Origin of the sequence: Microbispora sp. H10830, from assembly GCF_014161375.1 — a bacterium.
GTDB classification, from domain to species: Bacteria; Actinomycetota; Actinomycetes; order Streptosporangiales; family Streptosporangiaceae; genus Microbispora; species Microbispora catharanthi.
Genome location: NZ_JABBWX010000003.1, coordinates 56,779 through 81,736, shown reverse-complemented (window position 1 = coordinate 81,736; position 24,958 = coordinate 56,779). Strand labels below are relative to the sequence as shown.

Genomic DNA, 24,958 nt, shown 5'->3' with positions numbered 1-24,958 from the left:
CCCCGAATGACACCGCCGACGCAACAGAGCAAGAACGTCAGGATCAAACCGTCCTTCAGCATCGTGGCCCACGACGCCGACACCGTCGAACTGCGCCACGGCGTCTGGAACGTGCGCTCCTACACCCTGACCGACCACGCCAGGACCGGCCGGCTGTACGGCCTGCTCCGCGGCCTCGACGGCACCGCCAGCAGGGCCGACGTGGCGAAGGCCAACGGGGTGACCCGGGCCGAGGTCGAGGCCCTCGTGGACCACCTCGACCAGCTCGGCGTGATCGCGCGAGCGCCGGAGACCGCGCTGGACAGCTATCTGGAGAGCACCGGCGCCTACACCACGGAGGCTCCCGCCCCGCCGGTGGTCGTCCTGGGCGGCTACGCGCTGGCGGCGGCGACGGCCCGGGTGCTGGACGGCAGCCTGCCGGGCGGTGTGGAGGTGGCGGGTGAGGACGACCCGCTGCACCGCGCCCTGCTGGAGGCCGATCCGGTCGCGCTGGAGGACGGGCTGACCTTCGAGCGGTTCACCGAGCGGTTCGAGCCGTGGCGCGGCAAGGTGCTGGTCCACGTCGCCGAGGAGCCGCACCCGCTGCGCCTCAGCGTGCTCAACCGGGTCGCGCTGGCGCTGCGCACGCCGTGGATCCAGGCGGCCGTCGACGGCCCGATGCTGCTGATCGGCCCCGCGTTCTCCCCGCCGGCCTCGGCCTGCTTCGCCTGCTTCGAGACCCGGGTGCTGATGAACCTGCGGGAGTCGGCCGCCTACCAGCGGTACAAGGACGCCCTCGTCCGGCGGTCGATACGGGCCGGCGAGCCGCCAACCCTCGACGCGCTGCGCGCTCTGGTCGCCGGGCACGTCGGGCTGGAGGCGCTCAACCTGGCGCTGACCGGGACCACCACCACGCTCGGCAAGGTCCTGGGCATCTACGTGCCGACGATGGAGATCGCGTACTCCGAGGTGCTGCGGCTGCCCGGCTGCCGGGCATGCGGGCCGGTGCCCGAGCGGGAGGCGACCGAGCTGTACTTCGACGTGCGGCGGTGGATCGATGCCTGACGTGACGACCCCATCGGTGACGGCCCCGCCTGGTGTGATGGCCCCGCCCGACGTGATGGCCCCGCGTGTCGTGGAGGCCCCCGACCAGTTCACCGCGCGGCTGCGGGCCCGGATGCACTCCCCGCTGTGCGGCCTGATGCCGTCCATGGGCTTCCTGCAGCGACAGCGGGGCGGCCCGCGGCTGATGGTGGCGGGAGGCGAGCTCACCGGCGTGCACGTGCTGCGCGGCCTGCCCGCGCCGAAGATCGGCGCCTACCATATCGGCGGATACGGCCTGCGCCCCTTCGAGTCGCACATCAGGACGCTCGGCGAGGTGGTGGAGCGGTACGGCGGCTACATCGCCCCGGTGAGCGGGCGGTTCCCGATCCGCTACGCGACGGCCGAGGAGCTGACCGCGGCCGGAGAGCACTGGGACGCCGGTCCCGCCGAGCCGTACGGCGCGGAGCAGTACGGCCGTCCCGGATTCCCGTTCCGGCCCCGGCGGGACGGCGACGTGCTCGGCTGGGTGCGGGCCACCCGGCTGGACGACGGCCGCGACTGCTGGGTCCCGGCCCAGTTGCTGCTCGTCGGCTACGTCGTCCAGGACACGAGAGGCGAGCCCTGGCTCGCGCCCGCGGTGTCCACCGGCACCGCCGCGCACACCGACCCCGACCGCGCCGCGCTCAACGCTCTTGAGGAAATGGTGCAGATCGACGCGGCGCTCAGCCACTGGTACGGCGGCAGCCGGTCGACGCGGGTCCGGCCGGGGGCAAGGACCGCGGCGCTGCAACGGGTCATCGGCGGCTCCTTCGAAGTGCGGGGCGACCAGCCGGAGTTCCACCTGCTCCCCAGCGCCGACCTGCCCGGGTTCACCGTCGCCTGCCTGATCCGCAGCGCGGACGGCCGCCTGCCCGCCGTGGCCGTCGGTCTCGGCATCGACGGCGTGCTCGAACGGGCCATGTACCGGGCGCTGCTCGAGGCGGCGGGCGTCCGGGGCCTGGCGGTCTGGTCCGCTCTGCAGCAGCGGTTCGAGCAGGGCTCCGCCGTGCGGGAGGACATCTTCGACCTCGAATCCAACGTCTCCCTCGCCGCCACCCCCGAGGGGGCGCGGGTGGTCGAGCAGAGGTTCGGCGACTGCGACGACGCGTCGGCCGACGACCTGCCGCCCGACGACGAACGGCCGGCCGGGGCCCGTGCGCGCGACCTCGTGCGGGCCTTCCACGCCACCGGCAAGCGCCTCTACGCGGCCGACTTCACCACCGTGGACGTCGCCGACCTCGGGTTCGTCGTCGCCCGCTTCTGGTGCCCCGACCTCGTGACCCTGCCGCTGCCCAGCGCCCCGCCCGCGGCGCACGCGCGGTTCGCCGCGTACGGAGGATTCCGCCGCCATGACCCCCACCCCTATCCCTGACGCCCCCCTCACCGACACCAGGGCGTACGCGCTGACCGCGCTGGCCCTGCTGTCCCTGTCGTGCCTGACGCTCGCGGCCCACCTGCACACCCGGTGGGCATGGGTGCGGCGGCTGCCGCTCCTCGGCGTTCATGTGCTGCTCATGGGCGCGCTGGTGGCCGCGGGGGCGGTGCTGCTCGGCCCCGGCTCGGCGCTGCTGCCGGTGCCCGGGCACCCGGCCGGGTGGTGGGGGCTGCCGGCGGGCGCCGTGCTCGGGGCGGTGCTCGGCCTGCTGATCGTCCGGGTCGACCTGGCGATCACCACGGCCTGGCGTACGGCACGCCCCGCTCCGGCCCGGCCGGCGCCGCAGCGGATGACGGCGGCGCGCCCGGCGGGGTTCGCCGCGTCGGGCACCCGGGTGTCCGAGCGCCGCCGCACCGGCCTGGTGCGCGCCCGCAACGACTACGCGCCGACGGGCGGCGACCTGCGGGTCCGGCTCGAACTGCTGGTCGCCGTGGCCGTCGGGGAGGAACTGGTCTTCCGCGGCCTGCTGACCCGGCTCGCCCTGCTGCTCCCCGACGTACGGCTCGAGGCCGGCGCGCTGGTCCTGGCGGCGGCGGTGTTCGCCTGCTCCCACGTCTTCTTCGGCTGGGTGCAGGTGCTCGCCAAGACCCCGCTCGCGGCGGCGGCGTGCGCGGCGACGCTGCTCACCGGAAACGTGCTGGCGGCGGTCGTCGCCCACGTCGTGTTCAACGTGTGGGTCTGGCGCTACCGGCGAAGCGAGCCGGTGGCACGGCGGACCCCGGCCCGGGGCATGTGGGGGGCGCCCGCATGAACGACCTGCCCTGGCCGCTGAAGGCGCTCGTTCTGACGGTGTTCGTCGTCCTGTACTACAAGTACGCCAAGAGCGCGCTGTTCGCGCTGTGCCGCCGGGCCGCCCACCTGCTGCCGTTCGGCCGCCGCTGGGACGCCAGCGAGCGTGGCAGCGTCCTCGAACTGGCGGCGGCCGGTGCGAGCCACGTGCTCGTCGTCGCCGTCCTCGTCCTCGTCACCGGGATCGACCTCACCCGGTTCGCCTCCGGCTTCGACCGGCCCGGCCTCATCGCGCTCGGCGCGGCGATCGGCGTCGGGGAGGTGGCGCTCGGGTCGCTGCTGTGCCGCGTGCTGATCGAGGGCGTGCAGGCGGCGGGCCGGCGCCGCGCCGGTTCCGTGGCGGGCGGGGTGCGAAACGGGGTGCGAAGCGGGGCGCGGGGCGAGGTGAGGGGCGCGCGGACCGCGCCCGCGACCGCCGGGGGCGCCGTGGACGGCGCGGTGGAGAGCGGGGAGCGCATGCGGCAGTGGCTCGGCCTGTCGCGCGGCGGCTGGATCAGGCACCACCTCAAGACGATGGAGGTGGTCTCCCTCCCCCTCGCGCTGGCGCTCACCGCCACGCAGGTCGGCAGCGAGGAGGTCGTCTTCCGCGGGCTGGTGCTGTCGTGGCTGCGCGAGGCCGGGCCGGTCCTCGCGATCGGGATCTCCTGCCTGCTCTTCACCGTCATGCAGGTCTTCCTGATGTCCTCCTGGCGCGCCGCGATGTTCCCGGTGGTCGGCGCGATCGTGATGGGCGTCACGCACAGCGTCCTGTTCTGGCACTACCCGGTGCTGATCCCCCTCGTGGTGGCGCACGTCACCTTCTTCCTGTTCGCCGTGGCCTGACCGATCGTCGTGGCCTGACCGATCGTCGTGACCTGACTCGGAGAAAGGACCGCACATGTTCCACGGCCTGTCCCTGTTGCCCGACTGCGCGCCCGCGACCAAGGCGCCCGACGACTACTTCCGCGACGTGCTGCTGCTGAGCCGCCTCGCCGACCAGGGCGGCATGAGCCACGTGAAGATGACCGAGCACTACCTCGGCGCCTACGGCGGCTACTGCCCGAGCCCGCTGGCGTTCCTGTCCGCGGTGGCCGCGGCCACCACGCGGATCCGGCTGATGACCGGCTGCGTGCTGCCGGTCTTCCACCACCCCGTACGGCTCGCCTCCGAGGCGGCGATGGTCGACGCGATCAGTGGAGGACGGCTCGACGTCGGCTTCGCCCGCGCCTACCTGCCCCAGGAGTTCGAGGTGTTCCAGGTGCCGATGGACGGCAGCAGGGAGCGCTTCACCGCGACGGTGGAGACCGTGCTGCGGCTGTGGACCGAGGAACGGGTCAGCGTGGACACGCCGTTCTTCCGGTTCGAGAACGTGACGATCCTGCCCCGGCCGGTGCAACGCCCCCACCCGCCGGTGTGGGTCGCGGCGGTGCGCTCGCGCTCCAGCTTCGCCTGGATCGGCGAGAGCGGCCACAACCTGCTCGTCACCCCCGCGCTCACGCCGCTCGCCGAGATGAGCGACCACATCGCCGTCTACCGCGAGGCGTACGCCGAGGCGGGGCACCCGGGCTCCCCCCAGGTGGTGGCGAGCCTCCCCCTGTACGTCGGCGACAGCGACGAGGAGGCGTGGCGGACCGCCGACCCGCTGCTGCGGGCCTACCTCGACGTGTGGGCGTCGGCCACCGAGTCCTGGTTGTCGGCCGCGTCGGCGGACTACACCGGCTACACGGGCATGAGCCGGGCCATCCGGGCGCTCGACCCCGCGACGTTCCGGACCATGGGCAGCGCCGTCGTCGGCGCCCCCGCCACCGTCGCCGAGCGCGTCGAGGAGATCGCCGAGGTGCTGGGCGTCGACGGGTTCCTGTGGCAGATGGACTTCGGCGCCGTGCCCGGGCAGGTCGCCGTGGCGAGTCTCGAACGGTTCCTGGACAAGGTGCTCCCGAGCCTCTAGGGGTTGTGATGACCAAGAACGTGTTCGTGCGCGCCCTGCTGGCCGGGGCGGCGCTGCTGCTCCTCACCGGCCTGCCCGCGCGGCCCGCCGAGGCCTCGGCCGCCGGATGCCGTCTGGTGTCCGTGCCGGTCACCCTGGCCGCCCAGAAGACGACGCTCAGGGGGACGCTGTGCCGCCCGTCCGGACAGGCCCCGGCCGCCCTGCAACTGCTGCTCGCCGGCGCCACCTTCGACCAGGCGTACTGGCTCACCCCGGCCGACGCGCACACCCCCCCGTACGTCCGCTACATGACCGACGCCGGATACGCCGTGCTCGCCCTCGACCGGCCGGGCACCGGCCTCAGCGACCGCCCGCCCGCGCAGGACGTCACACTGAGCACGGAGGTCGAGGCGATCCACGAGGTGGTGGGCCTGCTGCGGGCGGGGAAGGTCGACGGCCACGCCTACGGCCGGGTGACAGGCGTGGGCCACTCGTTCGGCTCCAGCGTCCTGGTGACCGACGCGGCCCGGCACGGCGACCTCGACGCGGTGGTGGCGAGCGGCTTCGTCCACTCGGTCGGGCCCAAGCTGGACGCGCTCAACCAGGCCATCGTGCCCGCCGCGGACGACCCGGTCCTCGGGCCGAGGCGTCCGCCGTCGGGATACCTGACGACCCAGCAGGGCAGCAGGGCCGGGCTGTTCCTCGACACGGCGGACGCCTCGCCGGCGATGCCCGCGGTCCTGGAGCTGACGAAGGCGACCATGACGAGTGGCGAGCAGGCGACGCTCGCGGAGGCAGGCGATCCCGCGATCTCCGGCGCCGTCCGCGTCCCGGTCTTCGTCGCGGTGGGACAGCACGACGACCTGTTCTGCAACGGGCCATACCTGCAGTGCACCGACGCCGCCGCCGTCAAGACCTGGGAGAGCTGGTTCTATCCGGCCGAGGCCCGGCTGGAGACCTTCGTGCTCGCCGGGGCAGGGCACGCGCTCAACCTGCACCGCAACGCCGGGGACTTCTTCGCCGCCGTACGCGGCTGGCTGGACGGGCTGTCCCCCACCGGCCCCTGATCTCAGGGTCGCCTGCAGGCGACCATCGACGTACGGGCGTGCGGCCCGCCGTACCAGAACCTCCAGCCGAGGTCGTGGACCTCGACGTCGGCGGCGCCGCACTCCGTGAGCACCTCGGCGTATCGGCGGGCGTTGCGGAAGTCGGCGATCCGCAGCAGGCCGCCCGGTTTGAGCACGCGGAAGGCCTCGCGCACCGCCTCCGCGCGGCCCTCCTCCTGGGGGATGTTGTGGATCGCGAGGCTGGAGACGACCAGGTCGAACGCGGCGTCGTCGAACGGGAGGTCGCGCATGTCGCCGGTGACCAGGTCGACCCTGTCGGCGACCCCCTCCGCGCGCGCGTTGGCCCAGGTGGCGTCCTGGTTGTTGCCCGACTGGTCCCTGGTCGACCACAGGTCGATGCCGGTGGCCCTGCCGGACGACAGCCGCGCCGCGGCCTTGAGCAGCACCAGGCCGCGGCCGCAGCCCAGGTCGAGGACCTGCTCGTCCCCCTTCAACCCGAGCCGGTCGAGTTCGGCGTCCCAGACCTCGAACTTGCCGCGAAGGGTTGTGTTCGCGAACAGCGCCGCGCCCACGACCAGCACGATCCCGCCCACGAGGAGCACGACGGCCGGGATCGGCCAGCCGATTCCGAAGAGCACGGCGGCGAGTGCCAGCTCGGCGATGCCGCCCAGGGTCAGTCCGGCCAGCACGCCGGGGGCGTCCACCCCATAGTTCGCACGCGGATTTACCACCGTTAGTTCTTACCTCTGACTTACCTGTCATGTACAGGGTTTCTCGGGGGAATGATCCGGGTTTCCCGATCGATGCCCCTTGACGTGCGCGGGAGTGCCGTGACATGCCGTCCCCCTGGCTGCGTGACGTGCTGTTTCCGGTTCTCCTCATGAGGGTGCTATAGCTTTTCCACCGTTATTCACGCCCATTGAGGACTTATCGATCCAACGGGCGCTTTCTGCTGCGATGACCGTCCGCTTGGCGCACACCTTCGTACGGCGGGAGCCGCCGGACCCGGAGCGGCGGGCACGCGCCGCACGCGGGAGGATGGCGGCATGAGCGTGACTCTCTCCGATGCCCGCGTCGTCACTCCCGACGGCGTCCACGACGGCTGGCTCACCATCGAGGACGGCAGGATCACCCACATCGGGCGCGGGCAGGCCCCGCGCGACGGGCTCGGCCTGGGCGGGCGCACCGTCGTCCCCGGCTTCGTCGACATCCACAGCCACGGCGGCGCGGGCGGGAGCTTCCCCGACGGCGACCCGGAGACCGCCGCCGCGGCCGCGGCCCTTCATCTGAGCCGGGGCTCGACCACCCTCGTGGCCAGCCTGGTCACCGCCGCGCCCGACACGCTCGCGCGGTGCGCCTCGGCGCTCGCCGACCTGTGCGAGCAGGGCCTGCTCGCCGGCATCCACTTCGAGGGGCCCTACATCGCCAGGTCGCGTTGCGGCGCGCACGAGCCCACGCTGCTGCGTGAGCCCGACGTGGCGGAGTTCCGGGCGCTGGTGAAGGCCGGGCGCGGCCACGTCCGGATGCTGACGATCGCCCCCGAGCTGCCGAACGCGCTCGACGTGATCAGGGACGCCGCCGCCGAGGGCGTCGTCGCCGCGCTCGGCCACAGCGACGCGACCTACGAGCGGACGATCGAGGGGATCGACGCCGGGGCGACGGTGGCCACCCACCTCTACAACGCGATGCCGCCGCTCGGCCACCGCGCACCCGGACCGATCGCCGCCCTGCTCCAGGACGAGCGGGTGACCGTCGAGCTGATCAACGACGGCGTCCACGTCCACCCGGCGATGCTGCGCCTGGCCATGCACGCCGCGGGCGCGGGCCGTACGGCGCTGATCACCGACGCGATGGCGGCGGCGGGCATGGGCGACGGGCGTTACCCGCTCGGCCCGATGACCGTCGACGTCGTGGACGGGGTGGCCCGTCTCGCCTCCGACACCCCCGGAGGAGGCTCGATCGCCGGCAGCACGCTCACGATGGACGTGGCCTTCCGCCGCACCGTACGAGAGGTCGGGCGCTCGCTGGTGGACGCCGCGCTGACGGCCTCGCTCACCCCCGCCCGCGTCCTCGGACTGGACGGCGAGATCGGCTCGATCACGGTCGGCAAGTACGCCGATCTCGTGGTGCTCGACGACGACTTGAGCGTCGGCGGCGTGATGAAGCGCGGCGCCTGGGTCCGCCACCCCTGACCGATCCCAGGAAAGCCGAAGGCCGGGCCCGCCGGGCCCGGCCCTCCCTGGCAGTGGCTCAGCGCTGCGGCGGGGCGACGACCACCTCGACGCGCTGGAACTCCTTGAGGTCGGAGTAGCCGGCGGTGGCCATCGTGCGGCGCAGCGCGCCGAGCAGGTTCATCGAGCCGTCGGCCAGCGACGACGGGCCGTGCAGGATCTCCCGCAGCGTGCCGATCGTGCCGAACTCGACCCGCTTGCCGCGCGGCAGCTCGGGGTGGTGGGCCTCCGATCCCCAGTGGAACCCGCGGCCGGGGGCCTCGCTGGCCCGCGCGAGCGGCGAGCCCACCATGACGGCGTCGGCGCCGCAGGCGATCGCCTTGGCGATGTCGCCGGAGCCGCCCATGCCGCCGTCGGCGATGACGTGGACGTAGCGGCCGCCCGACTCGTCCATGTAGTCGCGGCGGGCCGCGGCCACATCGGAGATCGCGGTGGCCATCGGCACGACCACGCCCAGCACGTTGCGGGTGGTGTGCGAGGCGCCGCCGCCGAAACCGACCAGCACGCCGGCCGCGCCGGTCCGCATGAGGTGCAGCGCCGCCGTGTACGTCGCGCAGCCGCCCACGATCACCGGGACGTCGAGCTCGTAGATGAACTGCTTGAGGTTGAGCGGCTCGGCCCGGCCGGAGACGTGCTCGGCGGAGACCGTGGTGCCGCGGATCACGAAGATGTCCACGCCCGCGTCGATCACGGCCTTGTGGTGCTGCACGGTGCGCTGCGGCGACAGCCGTACGGCGGTCGTGACACCGGCCGCGCGGATCTCCTCGATGCGCCGGCCGATCAGCTCGTCCTTGATCGGCGCGGTGTAGATCTCCTGCAGCCGCGCGGTCGCCGCGGCCCTGTCGAGGGTGGCGACCTCCTCCAGGAGCGGCGCCGGGTCCTCGTAGCGGGTCCACAGCCCTTCGAGGTCGAGCACGCCGAGGCCGCCCAGGCGCCCGATCTCGATGGCCGTCTGCGGCGACACGACGCTGTCCATCGGGCTCGCCACGAGCGGAGAGTCGAACCGGTAGGCGTCGATCTGCCAGGAGATCGACACCTCCTCCGGGTCACGGGTGCGCCGGGAGGGCACGATGCCGATCTCGTCCAGCGCGTAGGCACGCCGCCCGCTCTTGCCGCGCCCGATCTCCACCTGTGTCATATCGCCTGTTCTTTCCGTTTCTTCCGGTACGACCTAGCGCCCGTGGTAGTTCGGAGCCTCGACCGTCATCTGGATGTCATGCGGGTGGCTCTCCTTGAGCCCGGCCGCGGTGATCGGCATGAGCTGCGCCTTCTCGTGCAGCTCCTCGATCGTCCGGGAGCCGGTGTACCACATGCCCTGCCGCAGGCCGCCGACCAGCTGGTGGGCCACCGCCGCGACCGGGCCGCGGTAGGGCACCTGGCCCTCGATGCCCTCGGGGATGTACTTGTCCTCCCCGGACACCCCGGCCTGCGCGTACCTGTCCTTGCTGAACGACGCGCCGCCGCGCTCGCGGTTGCGCACCGCGCCCAGCGATCCCATGCCCCGGTACGACTTGAACTGCTTGCCGTTGATGAAGATCAGCTCGCCGGGCGACTCCTCGCAGCCGGCCAGCAGCGAGCCGAGCATGACCGTGTCGGCCCCGGCGGCCAGCGCCTTGGCGATGTCGCCCGAGTACTGCAGGCCGCCGTCGCCGATGACCGGGATACCGGCCGGGCCACACGCCAGCGCGGCCTCGTAGATGGCGGTGAGCTGCGGGGCGCCCACGCCCGCGACGACCCGGGTGGTGCAGATCGAGCCGGGCCCGACGCCCACCTTGACCGCGTCGGCGCCCGCGTCGACCAGCGCCTGCGCGCCCGCGCGGGTGGCGACGTTGCCGCCGATGACGTCTACCCGGCCGTTGGCCTTGATCTTCGCGATCATGTCGCACAGGCCGCGCGAGTGCCCGTGCGCGACGTCGACGATGATGACGTCCGCGCCCGCCTCGATCAGCGTCATGGCGCGCTCCTCGGCGTCGCCCGCGACGCCGACCGCCGCGCCGACCATCAGGCGGCCGTCGGCGTCCTTGGTCGCGAGCGGGTACTGCTCGCTCTTGGTGAAGTCCTTGACCGTGATGAGGCCCTGCAGGCGACCGGCCTCGTCCACGAGCGGGAGCTTCTCGACCTTGTTCTGCCGCAGCAGCCGGAACGCCTCGTCGCGGTCGACGCCCACCGGCGCCGTCACCAGCGGCATCGGGGTCATGACGTCGCGCACGGCCCTGCTCTGGTCGCTCTCGAACCGCATGTCGCGGTTGGTGACGATGCCCACGAGCACGCCGTCCGCGTCGGTGACCGGGACCCCGGAGATCCGGTAGGTCGCGCACAGCCGCTCCACGTCGGCGAGGGTGTCCTCGGGAGAGCAGGTGACGGGGTTGGTCACCATCCCCGCCTCCGACCGCTTGACCAGGTCGACCTGCTGCGCCTGCTCCTCGATCGAGAGGTTGCGGTGCAGAATGCCGATGCCGCCCTGCCGGGCCATCGCGACCGCCATGCGCGCCTCGGTGACCGTGTCCATCGCGGCCGACACCAGCGGGATGCGCAGCGTGATGGTGCGGGACAGCCGGGTCGTCGTGTCGGCCTCCCCCGGCTGCAGGTCCGAATATGCGGGAACGAGTAGCACGTCGTCGAACGTGAGTCCCGGTTCGGTGAACTTGGCCATCTGCTGCACCCCTCCTGCGCTGTGGGTCCTCGCGCGTGGGTCCCTCGCCAGACCCGAGGTCAGTCTAGTGGGCGCCCCAAACCGCATCCGGCAGACCTGTCAAGGGGGAGGGCACAAAAAGTGGGGGGACCGGCTTCCGGTCCCCCCACTTCCCCGCGTCGCGCCCGCCACGCCCGTCGAGCCCCCCTCCGCGCCCGGCGGACGGGGCGTTCCCGGCTAACGCTGGGTCAAGAATGCGTCACGCAGCGTCCACGCGCAATGGCGTAACGTGCAACTGCACAAAGATGCATTTCCTGTCTCTCGAAACTACGCCCGAAACAAATGCCGAACCCTCACATCCATACAAAAGCCGCCACGCTCAGCCCTGCCAAATGTGTGAACGGGACGGACAGCGCGGAAAATCCGAGCTATTCTCGCGACCCGAAGCGAGGCGGGGATGGGGCGGAAGTCGGCGCAGCGGACGCCGGGAAACGTTTTCTCCCAGGGGCCGGCGAGCCAGTGGATCGAGTGCGCCCAATGCGATCAGCGCGGCGCGACCGGTGCGGTGCCATCGGCGCCGTGCGACCAGTGTGACCACCGACGGAGCGAGCATGAGTACGACGCGCAACGCCGCCTCCCCGGCCGACCCGTTCGAAAGCCTCGGCCTCTCCCCCGACCAGGCGGCCCTCTACACGGCCATGCTGCGGCTGCACCGCGCCACGCTGACCGAACTCGCCGAGGCGGTCGACCGGCCCGCCGAGGACGTGCTCAACGCCCTGAACGGGCTCGTACGGCTCGGCGCGGTGAACCGGCGGCGGGAGGAGTTCCTCGCCCGCCACCCGGCCGCGGCGATCGGACGGCTGGTGGCCGAGAGGCTGGACCGCATGGCCCGGGAGACGCGCCAGATCGACGAGGTGCTCGCGGCGGCGGGACGCCTGACCCACCACTACGACGCGGGCCTCGACTGGCGCAGCGGGCGGTTCTCGGTCGAGCCCGTGAGCGGCGCGGACGAGCTCTGCGAGAGCGTGATCGGCCTCGCACTGCAGGCGCCCCCCGCCGAGCTGCTCATGGCCGTGCCGGATCGCCGCACCATGGCCAGGTTGGCGGACGGGTACGGCGGCCAGTGGATCCAGGCCGCCGCGGACGGCATCCTGCGCCCGCGGATGGTCGTCGCGCTCGACGCCGTGTCCGCACCCGCCATGCGAGAGGTGTGCGCGCGGTTCTCGGCGGCGGGCGCGGGACTGCGCGCCCTCGACGCGGTGCCGAGCTGGTTCTTCGCGCTCGGCGACGGCACCGCCGGGCTGCCCGCCGAGTGGGGCGTCCCGCTGCCCGAGCACTCCTACAACTGCTACCTGGTCCACGCCCCGGTGGCGGTGGGGGCGCTGCGGGCGCTGTTCGAGGCGCTGTGGGTCCGGGCCGCGCCGATCTCCCCGCACAACAACGCGCTGCAGGTGCTGCGGCTGGCCGCGCACGGCCTGTCCGACGACGCCATCGCCCGCCACCTCGGGGTCTCCGTACGCACCGTGCGGGCCAGGTTCGCCGAGGCGATGTCGGAGCTGGGCGCCCAGTCCCGCTTCCACGCCGGAGTGGAGGCGGCCCGCCGCGGCTGGCTGTGACGCCCGCGCCGCGGGGCACGGCCCGACGAGCAGATGAGGCGCACTTTCGCTCGTGGAGGGGGCCGTGGTCATAAGGTGGGATGCGTGCTGGAAGACGTCCCCCGCGACCCGTTCGCGGATGACCCCAACGACCCCGCGTCGGAGCTTGGAGCGCCCGACGACGTGGAGCCGCTGACGCTCGCGGAACGCGACGAGGCGCTGACCGATCTCGCCGACGTGGAGGTCTTCCGTTCCCTGCTCGAACCCCAGGGCGTGCTCGGGCTGGTCCTCGACTGCCCGGAGTGCGGCGAACAGCACTACTTCGACTGGGACCTGCTGCGCGGCAACCTGCGCCAGATGATCGACAACGGTCGGCCTCAGGTCCACGAGCCGGCCTACCAGCCCGATCCGGCCGACTACGTCAGCTGGGAGTACGCCCGGGGCTACGTGGACGGCGTGATCGACACGGAGGAGAGCCACTGACCGTCCACGTCGGCGACGAGCGCGCCGAGCAGCCGGATGGCGGCGTCCGTGCCGCCGACCGGCTCGCGGCGGGCGAGCGCGTCGAGGACGGCGTCCGTCCGCATTACTTCGCCCTCCACGTCGGCATCGCCGTACGACCCGAGGTGGCGAGCCGTACGACGACGTTTCGTGGTCACGCAATCGACTCCAGCTCGGCCAGCTGCCGGAGCCTGGCGAGCGCACGATGCTGCGCGACCCGGACGGCACCTGGTGACATGCCGAGTACATTACCCGTCTCCTCGGCGGACAGGCCCGAGACCACCCGCAGAATGAGGAGCTCGCGCTGGGTGTCCGGGAGCCGGGCGAGCAGGTCGCGGGCGTGCTGCGCCTCGATGTAGCGCACCACCGTCTCCTCCGGCCCGGGGCCTTCGTCGGGCCCGTCCGGCAGGTCCTGCGTGGGCACGGCCGAGCGGACCGAACTGCGGAGGGCGTCGGCCACCTTGTGGGAGGCGATGCCGAAGACGAACGAGGCGAACGGGCGGCCCATGTCGCGGTAGCGCGGCAGCGCCGACAGCACCGCGATGCACACCTCCTGGGCCACGTCGTCGGCGATGTGGTACTGACCGGACACCCTGCCCAGTCGAGCCCTGCAGTAGCGGACCACCATCGGGCGCAGGTGTCCCAGCAGTGATTCGATCGCGGTGCGATCTCCCTTTACGGCAAGGCTGGTCAGTTCCCTGAGGTCGGGCTCATCCGATCTCGTCGCAAGCCTTACCCCAGTTGCGGCGTCGGCGACGCATCCCTCGGTCACGTTAGGCATGATGCCCGTCGCGATCGTTCATGTCGTCATGGTTAACGGCTACGGATTGGTCACATTGACGCGTCGATAACGGTCCGTAATCAACTGATCACTCGATCGTTGGAACATTCCAACCGGAATGCCCAAAACGAGGGATATACGCCTGACGGCTTGACAGGGAATAAGAAGCATGCCGGTTCGTTCGCATTGCCCGCGAGCCGGCTTCGCCCCCCGACGGCCCGCCCCATGCGCAGAACGGGCAAGGGGCGAAAAAGCGGTGCGCCCCGCGGTCCGCCCTTGCGGGCGGGCGCGGGGCGCGATGCGCGCGGGGCGCGATGCGCGGAGGGCGCGGGAATCAGTGGCCGTGACCGTGGCCGTGGCCGTGGCCGCCGTTGGCGGCCGGAGCCTCCTCCTCGGGCTTGTCCACGACGAGGGCCTCGGTGGTGAGCAGCATGCCGGCGATGGACGCGGCGTTCTGCACGGCCGAGCGGGTCACCTTGACGGGGTCGATGACGCCCTGGGCCACCAGGTCGCCGTACTCGCCGGTGGCGGCGTTGAGGCCCTCACCGGCGTTCATCGCGGCGATCTTGGTGGTGACGACGTAGCCCTCCATGCCCGCGTTCACGGCGATCCAGCGGGCGGGCTCGATCAGCGCCTTGCGGACGATCGAGACACCGGTGGCCTCGTCGCCGGTCAGGCCCAGGTCGTCGAGCTCCTTGGCCACGTGCACGAGCGCGGAGCCACCGCCGGAGACGATGCCCTCCTCGATCGCGGCGCGGGTCGCGGAGATCGCGTCCTCGAGGCGGTGCTTCTTCTCCTTCAGCTCCACCTCGGTGGCGGCGCCGACGCGCAGCACGCACACACCGCCGGCCAGCTTCGCGAGACGCTCCTGGAGCTTCTCACGGTCCCAGTCGGAGTCGGACTGCTCGATCGCCACCTTGATCTCGCGGACGCGGTCCTCGATCGCCTGGGCGTCGCCGGCGCCGTCCACGACCGTGGTGGTGTCCTTGTTGACCACGACGCGGCGGGCCGTGCCGAGCACCTCGAGGCCGACGTGCTCCAGCTTGAGGCCGACCTCCTCGCTGACGACCTGGCCGCCGGTGAGGATGGCGATGTCCTGCAGCATGGCCTTACGGCGGTCGCCGAAGCCGGGGGCCTTGACGGCGACGGAGGTGAAGGTGCCGCGGATCTTGTTGGTCACCAGGACGGCCAGGGCCTCACCCTCGACATCCTCGGCGATGACCAGCAGCTGGCGCTTGCTCTGGGCGATCTTCTCCAGCAGCGGCAGGAAGTCCGCGATGGAGGAGATCTTGCCCTGGGTGATGAGGATGTAGGGGTCCTCGAGGACCGCCTCCATGCGCTCGGAGTCGGTCACCATGTAGTGCGACAGGTAGCCCTTGTCGAACTGGAGGCCCTCGGTGAACTCCAGCTCCAGGCCCATCGCGTTGGACTCCTCGACGGTGATGACACCGTCCTTGCCCACCTTGTCGAACGCCTCGGCGATCAGGCCGCCGATCTTCGCGTCCTGCGCGGAGATCGTCGCGACGTTGGCGATCTCCTTCTTGTCCTCGACGTGGCGGGCGCTGCCGAGCAGCCGCTCGCTGACGGCCTGCGCGGCCTTGTCGATGCCGCGCTTGAGCCCGAGCGGCTGCGCGCCGGCGGCCACGTTGCGCAGGCCCTCGCGGACCATGGCCTGGGCCAGGACGGTCGCGGTGGTGGTGCCGTCACCCGCGATGTCGTTGGTCTTGGTCGCCACTTCCTTGGCGAGCTGGGCGCCCAGGTTCTCGTACGGCTTGTCCAGCTCGACCTCGCGAGCGATGGTCACACCGTCGTTCGTGATCGTCGGGGCACCGAACTTCTTGTCGATGACGACGTTGCGGCCACGGGGGCCGAGCGTCACCTTGACGGCGTCGGCGAGAGCGTTGACACCACGCTCGAGAGCGCGCCGCGCGTCCTCTTCGAACTCCAGGATCTTCGGCATTCAGGTCTCCTTGTGAGCGCGCGGAGCCCCGGGCACGTGGTCCCGGGGCTCCGCAAGCCGGCGCGGCCTACTACTTCTCGATGATGGCGAGCACGTCGCGGGCCGAGAGCACCAGGTACTCCTCGCCGCCGTACTTGACCTCGGTGCCGCCGTACTTGCTGTAGAGGACGACGTCGCCCTCCTTGACGTCGAGCGGAATGCGCTTCTCGCCGTCCTCGTCCCAGTTGCCCGGGCCCACAGCGAGGACACGGCCCTCCTGCGGCTTCTCCTTGGCGGTGTCCGGGATGACCAGGCCGGAGGCGGTGGTCTGCTCGGCCTCAAGCGGCTGGACCACGATGCGGTCGCCGAGCGGCTTAACGGGAACCTTGGTGGCGGTCGTCACGATCGGACCTCCCCTTCAGATTGCGATGAATGAGCTGAAGAGGCGACCAGCGGCCTGCCGTCGCGGGTGTCAGACCTGTCTCGTCGCTATTGGCACTCTCACTGGGAGAGTGCCAACACGAAACAGTATGCAAGTGGCGCGTGACAGTCAACACGAACCGGCATCGCAGGTCAGACGCATCCGGCGGCAACGCGCCCGAGATCGCCCGTTCAGCCGTCCGCCGCGCCGGCGTCACCGTCACCCCTTTCCGGCGGGACGAGCGGGCGACTACGCGGAACAGGTGATGTAGAGGGTGGCCCAGGCGGGGGCCAGAAAGTCCGTGTTCTGATACCAGACGGAGTACGTCGGCCCGTTCACCTGGACGTCGACGACGTCGACCCCGGTGGGGTGCCGCTCCTCGTGACGCGTGACACGCGGATAGGCGGGCGGGCAGCTCACGGTGACGAGAGCGTCGTGGCCCGGCGCCATGATGGCGCGCTGCTCGAGCTCCAGGCCGGTCGGGAGCTCGTGCGGCTCGTTCGAGCAGAGCACCTCGATCCTCACCGGTATGGCGTACGAGTGCGGGTCCTTCTTCGACTGGGAGTTGGTGAACGTCACCTTCACCTCACGCCCGGCGATGGCGACGTCCTCGTAGTTCAGATACTGCGAGTCGTAGGAGTCCTTGGTCGCGGACGAGGCCCGGATCGTGACCGGATACGGCTGCGTCGAGGGGCATTGCACCTTCACGTAGCCCTTGCCCTCCGGAAGGATGGAGGTCGCGTTCGTCATCACCGTCGTCGTCTCGGCCAGCGCCGGGCCGCCGAGGCCCATCAGCGTGGCGGCCACCGCCGCGATCGCACCCGTTCGCGTGATCCTGCGCATGCTCGTCTCTCCTCGTTCGTCGTGCCGTGTTTGTGCCGACGACGCTAGAGAGCCGGTCTTGGGGTGCTCTTGGCATAATCGTGCCCTGAGCTTGGCGGATGTTTGGTCCGGACCCCGCCCGGCGGGATCCGGATATCGACGTCACGGGGCCGGTCCGGCAGTCCTGCCCCGCATCCTCCGCGGGACGGTCAGGCGCGGGAGGCGTACGAACCGGAGCGGACGTCGTCGACGATGCCGGGGCGGCTCGGCTGCCAGCCGAGGACCTTCCTGGCGAGGTCGCCGCTCACCACCTGGCTCAGGGCCAGGCCCTCGGCGAACGGCCGGCCGAGCACCTCGCTCGCCTCGCCGATCGGCCACGGCACGGCCTTCCCCGTACGGCCCGCGGCCGCCGCCACGTCGGCGACGCTCACCGCCTCCTCGGCGATCGCGTGGAAGAGGCTCCCCGGCTCGGCCTTCTCGATCGAGGCCACGAGCAGGTCCGCCAGGTCGTCGACGTGCACGGTCGCCCAGGTCGGCACCGGGCCGCCCGCGTGGACGTACCGGCCGCCCTCTCCCCCGGGGGAGGCGAGCAGCGTGGGGATGCCGGCGCCCCGGCCGTACACGATGCCGGGCCTGACGACGACGCCTCCCGCGTCCAGCACGAGCCTTTCCAGGCGCGGACGGTAGCGGGAGGCGGGGATGGGGTTCACCGGCGCGTCCTCGCCCGCCGCCTCGGTGGTGGTGCCGAGCACCCAGACGCCGCTGATGTAGACGAGCCGCGCGCCGCCCCCGGTGAGCGCCTCGATCGCCGCGACGTCCACCGCCTCGTCCCCGACGGGGTTGGCGGCGTGCACGACGACGTCGATGTCCGGCGTGACCGCCTCGCGGAGCGTCTCGGGCTCGTGGACGTCGCCGTGGCGCACCTCACCCGGTACGGCGGCGTCGCGGGCCTTCGGCCGGACGAGCGCGACCACCTCGTGGCCGCGTTCGGCGAGGCGCTCCACCAGTGCCGAACCGATGTACCCCGTCGCGCCGAGCACCAGGACCTTCATCTCTTTCACCTCAAACACTTCGATGTTTTACTGTTCGACGGAGAAGGTATCGCATCTCCGGCTCACATTTCAACGTCGAAGTGTCGGATACGATGGCAGGTGGAGGAGGAGCGGCGAGGAGGACCCGGACCGCGCGCGCGATGAACGACACCCTCACGAACGACACCGCCGGCGACGACACCGCCGGCAACGACGCCGTCGACCAGATCCTCGGCCAGTGGGCCCGGGCGCGCCCGGACGTGGACTGCTCGGCGATGGGAGTGGCCGGGCGGATCTCCCGCGCGTCCCGCCTGCTGGAGAAGGGCATCAAGGAGTACTTCGGCGGGCACGACCTCGAACCGTGGGAGTTCGACGTGCTCGCGACTCTCTTCCGGTCCAACCCCGATCACCGGCTCTGCATGAGCGATCTCGCCACGGCCGCGATGGTCAGCTCCGCGGCTCTCACCAACCGGGTGGACCGCCTCGTCGTCAAGGGCCTGGTGCACCGGGAGGTCTCGCCGTCCAACCGCCGCATGGTCCTGATCACCCTCACCGGCGAAGGCCAGGCGGTGGTCGACGCCCTGCTGGCGGGTCACGTGGCCAACGAGGAGCGACTGCTGGCCGGTCTCACCGACGAGGACCGGGAGCGGCTGTCCGGCCTGCTCTGCAAGCTGCTCACCTCGCTCGGCGACGTCGGCTCCTGCTGACCGCCGGGCAGGCGGTAGCGTCGCGGACGTGGACCTGGACGCCTTCCGCACGCTGCTCACGCCCGCCGGGCGCGGGGCCCTGGACGAGGCCGTGAAGATACTCGCCGACGGCGCCGATCCTGTGGCCGCCGCGAGCGCGCTGCGCCGGAGCCACCCGGCGGACCTGGCGGCGGCGGCGCTCACGCAGGCGTCGCTGCGACGGCGGGCCGAGGCCAAGTTCGGCCCTGACGCCGCCGTCATGTACTTCACCCCCCACGGGCTGGAGCAGGCCACGCACCCCGAGGTCGCCGCACACCGCGCTGCCAGAATCCGGGCCGCCGGAATCCGGGCCGCCGGAGAGCCGGAGGGCGGCCCTGCCGTGCTGGACGTCTGCTGCGGGATCGGCGGGGACCTGCTCGCGCTGGCGAGGGCGGGCTGCCCGGTGGACGCCGTGGACCTCGACCCGCTGACCGTGGAGATCGCCCGTGCCAACGCGGCGGCGCTCGGCCTGTCCCGCCTGGCGGAGGTCCGCACGGGCGACGCCGCGCTGGCCGACCCCGGCGGATACGGCCTGCTGTTCGCCGACCCCGCCAGAAGGGGGGCGAGGGGACGGACCTTCGACCCGATGGCGTACTCCCCCACGTGGCCGGCCGTGCTCGACCTGGTGGCCCGCGCCCCGGCGGCCTGCCTGAAGGTGGCTCCCGGCATCCCGTACGAGTTCATTCCGGAGGGCGCCGAGGCCGAGTGGGTGTCGTACCGGGGCGAGGTGAAGGAGGCGGCGATCTGGACCGGGATGGGGCCCGGCGGCCGGCGCGCCACCTTACTGCCGTCCGGGGACACGCTCACGGCGTCCGGCGCGGAGGCGGAGACCGGGCCGGTGAGCCGCTACCTCTATGAGCCCGACGGCGCCGCGGTGCGGGCCCATCTGGTCGCCGAGGTCGCCGCCCTCGTGTCGGGCCGCCTCGTCGATCCGCGGATCGCCTACATCACGAGCGACCGTCTCGTACGCACGGGATGGGCACCCTGCTACGAGGTGACCGACGTCATGCCGTTCTCGCTCAAACGGCTGAGAGCGGTGCTGCGCGAACGGCGCGTCGGCGTGGTCACCATCAAGAAGCGCGGGTCCGCCGTCGACGTCGAACGGCTGCGCAAGGATCTGCGGCTTTCCGGCGGCAATTCCGTCGTGATCGTGCTCACCCGCATCGAGGAACGGCCGTTCGCCCTGCTCTGCCAGCCTGTGACCAGCACGAACGGATAAAATCAGAACAATTCACTGGCAATTACCGCCTTTCTCATTCCACGCCTGATGGCCGCGGGTCAGGGCCTAAAGTTGACCGTCGGGCGTCCGCCTGTTCGTTCATCTGCGCGAGACCGGGCCGAACCGATGTTTCGGCGAGTGAAGGAGCATTCTCGGTGGAGCATTCCAGCCACAACCTCCTCCAGGCGGGCAGCCAGACCGCCATCTCCGACCGGATGCGCGAACTGCTCGCCCGGGCGGCCCAGGACCACGTCTACGAGCAGCGGACGCAGGGCGCCGTGCTCGACGAGATCCGCCAGCGGCTGGAGGGCATGGAGTGGCTGCTGCGCGAGGTGCGCGAGCGCGAGCTGGGCGGCCTCGGTATGACACTCGAGGTGATCACCCAGCGGCTCGACGACATGACGGTCAGGCCGCCCGCCTGGGCGGAGGGGCTGGCCCAGCACATGGAGCTGCTGCGCGACCACGTGGACGACGTCGGCGGCCGCACCCAGGGCCTCGCCGACCGGATGGCGGACGTCGCGCACCGGCTCGGCAAGTTCCAGGGGAGCATGGAGGCCGCCGCCGGGCGGTTCACCCGGATCGACAAGGCCCTCGCCGCGCTCACCGAGCGCACCGAGCGGCTTGAGGCCGTCGTCGTCGAACGGCTGGACTCGGTCGGGGGCCGGATCGAGGCGGTGGAGAGCGGGGTCGAGGGCATGGACGCCAGGGTGACCGCGCTGGGCGCCGGCGTCGGCGACGTCGCCGCCGGCGTGGACGAGATGAGCACCACCATCGCGGGCATGAACGCCGACCTCACCTTGGCGGCGGGGGCCGTCGTGCCCCTCGCGGACGCGGTGCGCAGCAGGCCGGACCGTGAGCAGATCGCCGAGACCGTCTCGGACGCGGTCACCCGCGCCATGGAACCGGCCCGGGGCGACGTGGCCCGGCGGCTCGCCGCGCTGGAGGAGACCATGCTGGCGCTCGCCGAGGTCCTCCTGCGCCCCGCCCGCGGCCACGCCGACTGAGAACCGCCCCCGCCGCCCGGCGCGCGATCAGACGTTGACGACGGTGATCGGAAGCGACGAGTCGGCCGGGATCTCCAGGGTGGAGGGGTGCACGCCCGCCGCCACCAGGTCCGCGCCGAGCGCCGCCACCATCGCGCCGTTGTCGGTGCACAGGCCGGGCCGCGGCACCCGCAGGCGCACCCCGGCCGCGTCGCAGCGCTCCTGGGCCATGGCCCGCAACCGGGAGTTGGCGGCCACGCCGCCCCCGATCAACAGGTCCTTCACGTCGTAGCGGGCGCACGCCTGCAGGGCCTTGCGGGTGAGCACGTCCACGACCGCCTCCTGGAACGACGCGGCGACGTCGGCCACGGGCACCGCCTCGCCCGCCGCCTCGTGGGCCTCGACCCACCGCGCCACGGCGGTCTTCAGGCCCGAGAAGGAGAAGTCGAGGGTGCCGTCGTCGTACTTGCCGCGCGGGAACGCCACCGCCGTGCCCGAGCCCTCGCGGGCGGCCCGGTCGATGTGCGGCCCGCCGGGGAACGGCAGCCCGAGCACCCGGGCCACCTTGTCGAACGCCTCCCCGGCCGCGTCGTCCACCGTGGACCCGAGCGAGATCACGTCCTGCGCCACGTCGGGCACCAGGAGCAGCGAGGAGTGCCCTCCCGACACCAGCAGCGCGATCGAGGGCTTGGGCAGCGGACCGTGCTCCAGCTGGTCCACGGCGACGTGCGCGGCGAGGTGGTTGACCCCGTAGAGCGGGACGCCGAGCCCCAGCGCGTACGCCTTGGCGGCGGCCACGCCGACGAGCAGCGCACCCGCGAGACCGGGGCCCGCGGTGACGGCGACCGCGTCGATGTCGGAGAAACGCAGCCCGGCGGCGGCCAGCGCGCCTTCGACCGTGGGCGTCATCGCCTCAAGGTGGGCCCGTGAGGCCACCTCCGGCACCACCCCGCCGAAGCGGGCGTGCTCGTCCATGCTGGAGGCGACGGTGTTGGCCAGAAGCGTGTGGCCGCGGACGATGCCCACGCCCGTCTCGTCGCAGGACGTCTCGATCCCCAGCACGATCGGCTCGCTGCGCTCGCTCATGCCCCGCCCCCCATGTCTCCGTGTCGTGGCCCGAGGTCCTTCACCATCGTGATGGCGTCGGTGCCGTCGTCGTAGTAGCGCCGTCGCAGGCCCAGCCGCCGGAAGCCGAACCGCTCGTACATCGCCTGCGCGGGCGGGTTGTCGGCGCGCACCTCCAGGAACACCGAGACCGCGCCGCGCCGTACGGCCTCGGCGAGCAGCGCGTCCATCAGCGCGGTCCCGACGCCGGCGCGCCGGTGATCGGCGAGGACCGCGATCGTCTGGACGTCTGCCTGGTCACCCGCCGCCGCCAGGCCGGCGTACCCCACGACGCGGTCGCCCACCTCGGCGACGACGTAGTGCCGGGTGCGCGGCTGGTCGGCCAGCTCGCCGCGCAGCATGGCCTCGCTCCAGGCGTCCACGGGGAACGTGGTCCGCTCGATGTCCATCACGACGGGCAGATCCTCGTGGGTCATCTGGCGCAGCACGACCTCGGCCTGCCTCACGACGTGCCCCCGCGGCGGATCACGCCGTCACCCGCTTCGGCGCCCCGGGCACCTGCGCGTCGGGACGCCGCAGGTAGATGGGCCGCGGCGGGCCGAGCACGGCCAGCTCCCGCGCCTTCTCGACCGAATCCACGCGTCCCTCGGGCACCCGGGCGAGCTCCGCCGCCTCCTCCTCGCTCAGCGTCGCGAGGTGTTCGGCCGCCAGGGCCGCGAGCGCGCCGGCCGAGGGAAGCTCGGGACCGCGCACCCGGTCGGCGCCGATGACGTCGGCGTACATGGCGCCGCCCGCGCCGATCACGGGCAGTTCCCCGGGCAGGTCGTGCGGCCGGTCCACGCGCGGCCCGTCGAGCCGCGTGCGCGGGTCGCCGTACCGCGCCCAGAAGACCTCCTTGCGCCGCGCGTCGGTCGCGACGAGGAACGGCCCGCTCTCCCGCGCGGAGTACGCCAGGGCGTCGAGCGTGCACACCCCGAACGCCGGCACACCGGCGGTCATGGCCAGCGCCGTCGCGGTCATCAGGCCGACCCGCAGACCGGTGTACGGCCCGGGGCCGGTCCCGGCGACGATGGCGGTGACGTCCTTGAGCGTCGCGCCGGACTCCCGCAGGACATGCTCGACGGCGGGTGCGAGGAGCTCTCCGTGCCGCCGCGCGTCGATCGTCGTCGACTCTGCCACCACGCGCTCGCCGTCGTGCAGCGCGGCGGTGACGGCGGGAGTGGCGGTGTCGAAGGCCAAGACAAGCACGAAGGTCAAGCGTAGTCGCTGTGTGGAGGCGGACGACCACGCCCAGGGCCGGTTGCGGCCGCTCGATCACCGTCGCCGCGACGGCCTCGGCCCGCGCGGCCGCCGACGGCGTCAGGCGGCGCGGATGCGGGAGGCGTAGACGATGATGTTGTCGCGGTACTCGTGCCGCGACCAGTCGAAGTTCCCGCCGCAGGTGATCAGGCGCAGGCCGTCCTCGGTGTAGACGCGCTCGGCGGGAAAGTCGTCCTTCGGCACGCGCTCCACCGAGTCGACCCGGTAGGAGGCGGTCTTGCCGTCGCTGCGCACCACTTTCACGACCGCTCCCTCGCGCAGGTCGCGCAGCCGGTAGAAGACCGCGGGAGCGGTCTTGGTGTCCACGTGACCGATGATCACGGAGGCGCCGGGGTCGCCGGGCACGGCGCTGCCCGTGTACCAGCCCGCGGTGGACGGCTTGTCGAACGGCGGCAGTTCGACGTCGCCCTCGTCGGACAGGCCGAGCTTCATCAGGGGAGCCTTGAGGTGCAGCGCCGGGATGTCGATCCGCTTGGGGACGACGGAGGACCTGGCGGCGGGCTGGTCCGTCATCCCCTTGCCGCCGGCGACCGCGGCGAACACGAGCCCGGTGACCACCCCGGCGATGATCACCCCCCGGGTGGACAGCGCCAAGGTCAGGCTCCGGAGCGCCTGCGGGCCACGCCGACACCGACGCCGAGCGCGGCCAGCAGCACGACGACGGTGACACCCGTCGGCAGGCCGGACTCGTCTTCGGGACCCCCTGCCGCCGTGCCGCCGCCGCCCGCGTGCGGCGCCCGGGTGGGAATCCTCGTGTGGTCCTCGGTGTGGTCGGGCTCCGGCGCGACGATCCTGAACGACGCGCTGCCGATGTCGTTGGTGGCCTCACAGCGCACCTGCACGCGGTAGCCGCCCGCCTTGGCCCCGGCCCTGATGGTCGCGCTGCCGCGCACCATCGGCACGGTCGCGGCCGGGGTGGCCGACGGCGGCGCCGGGGCCACCAGCGTGACGAGCCCGGTGAAGGCGTCGGATCGGGCGGTCGCCCGATATTCCGTGCCGCCCTGGGGCAGCGGGCACCTGGCGGTGATGTGGATGCTCTTGGTCGACCCGCCGACGATCCGCTTCGGATCGAGCTCCACCCGCACGTCCTGCCGCGAGACCGAGACGAGCGGTGTCGGCAGGGCCGGGGTCAGCGTCATCGTGGGGTCGGCGGAGACCGTCTCGGCCGACGCGGTGCAGCCCAGCGCGCCGAACAGTAAGGCTCCCCCGACGGCGACCTGCGTGATCCTGCTCAACGGCACACCTCTTCCACGCCGGTCCCTTACCCAGAAAATCCTTACCGACTCATGGCCGAGGATCTTCCTTCGTCTCGATGATCCACAGGAACGCGGACAGGCGTCAAGGACTGTGCGGCGGACCGGTCTGGATCGCGTACGGACGGCGCCCGGCTTGTCCCCGCAGGTCCTTCTCCCACGTCAGAGTCCGGGTTGCGGC

Annotated in this window: 26 protein-coding genes; 12 read left to right on the top strand and 14 right to left on the bottom strand. The window is 72.2% G+C overall.

What is annotated here, in order from left to right; genetic code table 11:
• Window positions 1–6 precede the first annotated feature (6 nt).
• Genes HHX35_RS09700 through HHX35_RS09675 form a run of 6 tightly spaced genes read left to right on the top strand, consistent with a single transcriptional unit; the run spans window position 7 to window position 6,259 of the window.
• Entirely contained in the window at window positions 7–1,044 is a 1,038-nt protein-coding gene (locus HHX35_RS09700; RefSeq protein WP_182898528.1) for a TOMM precursor leader peptide-binding protein, read from the top strand.
• Entirely contained in the window at window positions 1,037–2,434 is a 1,398-nt protein-coding gene (locus HHX35_RS09695; RefSeq protein WP_182898527.1) for a YcaO-like family protein, read from the top strand. Before HHX35_RS09700 ends, HHX35_RS09695 begins: the two co-directional genes overlap by 8 nt.
• Window positions 2,412–3,248, top strand: a complete 837-nt coding sequence (locus tag HHX35_RS09690) for a type II CAAX prenyl endopeptidase Rce1 family protein (protein ID WP_182898526.1) — start codon at window positions 2,412–2,414, stop codon at window positions 3,246–3,248. The genes HHX35_RS09695 and HHX35_RS09690 overlap by 23 nt, the downstream gene beginning before the upstream one ends.
• Window positions 3,245–4,108, top strand: coding sequence for a CPBP family intramembrane glutamic endopeptidase (locus tag HHX35_RS09685; protein WP_182898525.1), 864 nt, complete (start codon window positions 3,245–3,247; stop codon window positions 4,106–4,108). The genes HHX35_RS09690 and HHX35_RS09685 overlap by 4 nt, the downstream gene beginning before the upstream one ends.
• Window positions 4,109–4,163: 55 nt before the next feature.
• A complete protein-coding gene (locus HHX35_RS09680) occupies window positions 4,164–5,213 on the top strand; it encodes an LLM class flavin-dependent oxidoreductase (protein WP_139573612.1) in 1,050 nt (349 codons plus the stop codon).
• Window positions 5,214–5,221: 8 nt separating this feature from the next.
• Window positions 5,222–6,259 carry an alpha/beta hydrolase gene (locus HHX35_RS09675; RefSeq protein WP_182898524.1) on the top strand — a complete coding sequence of 346 codons (1,038 nt, stop codon included), beginning with the start codon at window positions 5,222–5,224 and terminating at the stop codon, window positions 6,257–6,259.
• Window positions 6,260–6,261: 2 nt separating this feature from the next.
• Here the strand turns inward: HHX35_RS09675 and HHX35_RS09670 are convergent, their stop codons facing one another.
• Window positions 6,262–6,990 (bottom strand): class I SAM-dependent methyltransferase, encoded by a 729-nt coding sequence (locus HHX35_RS09670; protein WP_182898523.1) that lies wholly within the window; start codon window positions 6,988–6,990, stop codon window positions 6,262–6,264.
• Between the two features lie 315 nt (window positions 6,991–7,305).
• Here HHX35_RS09670 and nagA point away from each other — a divergent pair, with 315 nt between their 5' ends.
• Window positions 7,306–8,451, top strand: coding sequence for an N-acetylglucosamine-6-phosphate deacetylase (gene nagA, locus HHX35_RS09665; protein ID WP_182898522.1), 1,146 nt, complete (start codon window positions 7,306–7,308; stop codon window positions 8,449–8,451).
• Window positions 8,452–8,509: 58 nt separating this feature from the next.
• Here the strand turns inward: nagA and HHX35_RS09660 are convergent, their stop codons facing one another.
• Both HHX35_RS09660 and guaB read right to left on the bottom strand, forming a co-directional pair.
• On the bottom strand, window positions 8,510–9,628 hold the full coding sequence (locus tag HHX35_RS09660; protein ID WP_182898521.1) for a GuaB3 family IMP dehydrogenase-related protein: 1,119 nt from the start codon (window positions 9,626–9,628) through the stop codon (window positions 8,510–8,512).
• A gap of 33 nt (window positions 9,629–9,661) precedes the next feature.
• Window positions 9,662–11,143 carry an IMP dehydrogenase gene (gene guaB, locus HHX35_RS09655; protein ID WP_139573616.1) on the bottom strand — a complete coding sequence of 494 codons (1,482 nt, stop codon included), beginning with the start codon at window positions 11,141–11,143 and terminating at the stop codon, window positions 9,662–9,664.
• Window positions 11,144–11,733: 590 nt separating this feature from the next.
• Here guaB and HHX35_RS09650 point away from each other — a divergent pair.
• Together HHX35_RS09650 and HHX35_RS09645 are read left to right on the top strand one after the other, a co-directional pair.
• Complete coding sequence (locus HHX35_RS09650; protein ID WP_182898520.1) at window positions 11,734–12,738, top strand: LuxR family transcriptional regulator; 1,005 nt, start codon at window positions 11,734–11,736, stop codon at window positions 12,736–12,738.
• Window positions 12,739–12,822: 84 nt separating this feature from the next.
• Complete coding sequence (locus HHX35_RS09645; RefSeq protein ID WP_139573618.1) at window positions 12,823–13,200, top strand: DUF5319 domain-containing protein; 378 nt, start codon at window positions 12,823–12,825, stop codon at window positions 13,198–13,200.
• Here the strand turns inward: HHX35_RS09645 and HHX35_RS09640 are convergent.
• The 6 genes from HHX35_RS09640 to HHX35_RS09615 all read right to left on the bottom strand — a co-directional run bounded on the left by HHX35_RS09640 (window position 13,161) and on the right by HHX35_RS09615 (window position 18,233).
• The gene (locus HHX35_RS09640) at window positions 13,161–13,376 is read right to left on the bottom strand and encodes an anti-sigma-D factor RsdA (protein ID WP_139573619.1); all 216 of its coding nucleotides are present in this window, start codon (window positions 13,374–13,376) and stop codon (window positions 13,161–13,163) included. The genes HHX35_RS09645 and HHX35_RS09640 overlap by 40 nt on opposite strands.
• Window positions 13,373–13,999, bottom strand: coding sequence for a sigma-70 family RNA polymerase sigma factor (locus HHX35_RS09635; protein WP_139573620.1), 627 nt, complete (start codon window positions 13,997–13,999; stop codon window positions 13,373–13,375). Before HHX35_RS09635 ends, HHX35_RS09640 begins: the two co-directional genes overlap by 4 nt.
• A gap of 334 nt (window positions 14,000–14,333) precedes the next feature.
• Window positions 14,334–15,959, bottom strand: coding sequence for a chaperonin GroEL (groL, locus tag HHX35_RS09630; protein WP_139573621.1), 1,626 nt, complete (start codon window positions 15,957–15,959; stop codon window positions 14,334–14,336).
• A 70-nt stretch (window positions 15,960–16,029) separates the two neighbouring features.
• Entirely contained in the window at window positions 16,030–16,344 is a 315-nt protein-coding gene (gene groES, locus HHX35_RS09625; protein WP_111699864.1) for a co-chaperone GroES, read from the bottom strand.
• A 264-nt stretch (window positions 16,345–16,608) separates the two neighbouring features.
• Window positions 16,609–17,202: a hypothetical protein gene (locus tag HHX35_RS09620; RefSeq protein ID WP_182898519.1), complete on the bottom strand. Its 594-nt coding sequence runs from the start codon at window positions 17,200–17,202 to the stop codon at window positions 16,609–16,611.
• 188 nt (window positions 17,203–17,390) lie between these two features.
• On the bottom strand, window positions 17,391–18,233 hold the full coding sequence (locus HHX35_RS09615; RefSeq protein ID WP_182898518.1) for an NAD-dependent epimerase/dehydratase family protein: 843 nt from the start codon (window positions 18,231–18,233) through the stop codon (window positions 17,391–17,393).
• Between the two features lie 140 nt (window positions 18,234–18,373).
• Here HHX35_RS09615 and HHX35_RS09610 point away from each other — a divergent pair, with 140 nt between their 5' ends.
• The 3 genes from HHX35_RS09610 to HHX35_RS09600 all read left to right on the top strand — a co-directional run bounded on the left by HHX35_RS09610 (window position 18,374) and on the right by HHX35_RS09600 (window position 21,160).
• Window positions 18,374–18,919, top strand: a complete 546-nt coding sequence (locus tag HHX35_RS09610) for a MarR family winged helix-turn-helix transcriptional regulator (RefSeq protein ID WP_182898517.1) — start codon at window positions 18,374–18,376, stop codon at window positions 18,917–18,919.
• A gap of 28 nt (window positions 18,920–18,947) precedes the next feature.
• Window positions 18,948–20,156, top strand: coding sequence for a class I SAM-dependent methyltransferase (locus HHX35_RS09605; protein WP_182898516.1), 1,209 nt, complete (start codon window positions 18,948–18,950; stop codon window positions 20,154–20,156).
• Window positions 20,157–20,311: 155 nt separating this feature from the next.
• Complete coding sequence (locus HHX35_RS09600; RefSeq protein WP_161627944.1) at window positions 20,312–21,160, top strand: hypothetical protein; 849 nt, start codon at window positions 20,312–20,314, stop codon at window positions 21,158–21,160.
• Window positions 21,161–21,187: 27 nt separating this feature from the next.
• On the opposite strand, the gene tsaD is transcribed toward HHX35_RS09600, so the two are convergent.
• The 5 genes from tsaD to HHX35_RS09575 all read right to left on the bottom strand — a co-directional run bounded on the left by tsaD (window position 21,188) and on the right by HHX35_RS09575 (window position 24,759).
• Window positions 21,188–22,225 carry a tRNA (adenosine(37)-N6)-threonylcarbamoyltransferase complex transferase subunit TsaD gene (gene tsaD / locus HHX35_RS09595; RefSeq protein ID WP_182898515.1) on the bottom strand — a complete coding sequence of 346 codons (1,038 nt, stop codon included), beginning with the start codon at window positions 22,223–22,225 and terminating at the stop codon, window positions 21,188–21,190.
• Window positions 22,222–22,710 (bottom strand): ribosomal protein S18-alanine N-acetyltransferase, encoded by a 489-nt coding sequence (gene rimI, locus HHX35_RS09590; protein WP_338104521.1) that lies wholly within the window; start codon window positions 22,708–22,710, stop codon window positions 22,222–22,224. Before rimI ends, tsaD begins: the two co-directional genes overlap by 4 nt.
• A 19-nt stretch (window positions 22,711–22,729) precedes the next feature.
• Entirely contained in the window at window positions 22,730–23,452 is a 723-nt protein-coding gene (tsaB, locus tag HHX35_RS09585) for a tRNA (adenosine(37)-N6)-threonylcarbamoyltransferase complex dimerization subunit type 1 TsaB (protein ID WP_182898514.1), read from the bottom strand.
• Between the two features lie 111 nt (window positions 23,453–23,563).
• Window positions 23,564–24,118, bottom strand: coding sequence for a class F sortase (locus HHX35_RS09580; RefSeq protein ID WP_182898513.1), 555 nt, complete (start codon window positions 24,116–24,118; stop codon window positions 23,564–23,566).
• 2 nt (window positions 24,119–24,120) lie between these two features.
• Window positions 24,121–24,759: a hypothetical protein gene (locus tag HHX35_RS09575; RefSeq protein WP_182898512.1), complete on the bottom strand. Its 639-nt coding sequence runs from the start codon at window positions 24,757–24,759 to the stop codon at window positions 24,121–24,123.
• Between the last annotated feature and the right edge of the window lie 199 nt (window positions 24,760–24,958).